This is a genomic window from Geomonas sp., from assembly GCF_035254065.1.
Classification (GTDB): Bacteria; Desulfobacterota; Desulfuromonadia; order Geobacterales; family Geobacteraceae; genus Geomonas.
The window spans coordinates 1-2572 of record NZ_DATFBA010000003.1 but is presented as its reverse complement, the minus strand read 5'-3'; the positions used below and the strand labels follow the sequence as shown (position 1 = coordinate 2572).

Below are 2572 nucleotides of genomic sequence, written 5' to 3'. Positions count from 1 at the left end.
GTGAGCTTGTTGGGGACGATCCCCACGTCGCTCGCCATGACTTCCTTCTTGACGGCCTCGTGCGACAACCCGCCGCCGAAGTGCACGATCTCGGCGAGATCCAGTTCGGTGATGCGGGCCTGGAATTGCTCAACGTAATCGCCACTCCCGTACACCCTCCATTCAAGGTTGGGGATTTCGTTGCGCAGGATGTTCATGGCGTCCAACGCGGTGTCCAGGCCGTGGCGCTCGAAGATGCTCCCGTGGAACATCACCACGAATTTGGAGGAAGTTCTGCGAGCCAGGGTGCGGGCCTCTTCCTCATCGACCCGGGTGAAGCTGTCTTGAGGGGAATTCATCACGATGACCAGCTTGTCGGCCGGGCAGCCGCGGGAGATGAACCTCTTGCGGAAGGCGATATTGGGGGTGATCACCATGTCGGCGAAGCGGATGCTCCATTGCTCCAGGTGCTTGAGCAGCCGGATGGCGACGTGGTTCTCCTGGATCAGGAACTTGGTCATGTACAGCTCGGGCATGGGGTCGTGCAGGTCGAGGATCACCCGGCTGCCGCACAGCTTGGGGACCAGTGCCGAGAAGACCAGGATGTCCGGCATGTTGTGGACGTGCACCACCTCGAACCTGCGCCGCAGGTAGAGGACGGTCAGCTTGAGGAAGGCGCGCAGGATGAAGCTCAGGTACTGCCGGATGTAGACGAGCTTCCCTCCCCGGTACCGGCGCTGCGCCAGGCGGTGCAGCCGCACCCCGTTGATGGTCTCCTCGGCTGCCTGGCCGGGGGCACGCAGGCAGATCACCTCCACCGGGATACCTTCTTCGACCAGCGCCTCGGCCTCGCGTCGGGGACGCGGGTCCTGCGGGTAGTATGAGTAAAGTACGACAGCTACTCTCGACATAGGGGCTCCTTTTCCTGCGCGCCCGGCTGGTTGCTAGCCGGAGCTGGCAGCCCGCTCAGGGATCGATCTCGCCGATTCGTGAACGAAAAGCTTCCTGACCAGCACCCGTGGCCGCTCCTGGTACCCGAGCAGCCGATGCACCCAGAGCGCAGGGAAATTGTGTGCGTCAAAGTAACCGTAGACCTTGCCGAAGCCGCTCTCCCTCATCGCATGCAGCACGCTCGCCAGGAAGAAGGTGGCCAGCGCCTTTCCCCTGGCATCAGGGAAAACGTGCATGTCGAACATGTACGCTTCATCCCGCCCCAGCTGGATGTCGAACCACTGCAGGTAGCGCTCGATGCCGCTGCCGGCCGGCCGCTCGGAGGTGACGTACCAGAGGTCGGCGATCACCGTCCCGTTCCTGACCAGGGCGAAGGCGCGGTATCCCTTGGCCAGGTTGACGAAGGCCTTTTCCCGGCGGCTTTGCAGGGGATAGTGGGCGGTGGGGGGATTCTCCCGGGAGAGTTCCACCAGTTCCAGTTCGTCTGCGTCGGGGGGAGGTTGCAGCGGCTTCAGCAAGTCGAGTCTCTTTTCCACCGGCACCGCCTCCTCGCAGCGGTAGACGGCGAACTTGACCGCCGACAGGAAGCCGGAGGATTGCCACTGTTCCCGAAACTGGTAGTACCTCATCTTGACCGCCCCGATCATGGCCCTCTCCTTGCGAGCTTCCCGGCTAGGCTGCCACCGGGGCAGACCCCTTGAAGTTCCCTTCCCAAAAGCGCGCCATCTCCCGAGGGAGCGGTTGCCAGTAGGCCCCCTGGTAGCGCGTCTTCACGTAGTCGAGCAGCTCTGCGTAGAGTTGCGCGTGATACTCCTGGAAGCCGGGCGTTGCCCCGTTGAAGCACATGTAGTCGGGGTGGGTGTTGATGAGCGCCATCCCCCCGCGCTCGGCGATCCAGTCGATCTTCTTTTTCCAGAGGTCTATGCCGCGCTCCTTCAACAGGACGAAGACGGTGAAGTCCTGGGGGAGGGTGTAGGGGAGCTCCACGTAGCCGCGGCGGCCGCCGGAGCCTTCCACCCAGAAGGGGAAGATGGTCCCCATCCCGTCCGACTGCGGCTCGAAGGGGTCGTGGTCGAAGGTGGAGGCGTCGTACTCGATGTCCAGGTGCTGCAGCCACTCCAGGTTGTGGTACATGCAGGGGGAGCGGAAGCCGACCGACTGCCAGTCGCGCAGGTAGCCGTTGATCCGCTGCGCCTGGGCGAGGAAGGCGGGGAGCGACTCGTACAGGCTGTGGTCGTGCACCAGGCCGTGCACGCCGACCTCGAAGCCGCCGCTCCTGAGCTCCTCCAGCAGCTCGCGGGAGACCGGGTACTGGGCGGCCACGAAGTTGAAGGAGGAGCGGAAGCCGAGGCCCTCTTCCAACTGGGCGAGCTGACGGCAGCGCTCGTGCCCCCGGAAGGTGTCCACGTCGTGGGTGAGCACGAAGGCGAAGCCGCGCTGGTCGGGCCAGCCGGGCCACCCCAGGGGGGCGTCCCCGGTGCGGCTGTCCACCGGCCAGCTGTCGCGGCAGGCCTCGAGCTTCCTGGTCGCCAGGATGCTGCGCAGGGCCACCTGCAGGCGCCTGGGGATGAGGGGTTTCACGTAGTAGTAATATTTCGGCAGGTTCATGGCTGGGTCCTCGTCATCCTATGTGCCGGTACAA

Annotated in this window: 3 protein-coding genes; all 3 read right to left on the bottom strand. The window is 64.3% G+C overall.

Annotated features, from left to right (window positions below; all coding sequences use genetic code 11):
* Window positions 1-890: glycosyltransferase family 4 protein (locus VJ604_RS00110; protein ID WP_324079350.1), on the bottom strand; the 890-nt coding region annotated here is incomplete at its 3' end.
* A gap of 33 nt (window positions 891-923) precedes the next feature.
* The gene (locus VJ604_RS00105; protein ID WP_324079349.1) at window positions 924-1577 is read right to left on the bottom strand and encodes a GNAT family N-acetyltransferase; all 654 of its coding nucleotides are present in this window, start codon (window positions 1575-1577) and stop codon (window positions 924-926) included.
* 25 nt (window positions 1578-1602) lie between these two features.
* Window positions 1603-2538, bottom strand: coding sequence for a polysaccharide deacetylase family protein (locus tag VJ604_RS00100; RefSeq protein ID WP_324079348.1), 936 nt, complete (start codon window positions 2536-2538; stop codon window positions 1603-1605).
* Between the last annotated feature and the right edge of the window lie 34 nt (window positions 2539-2572).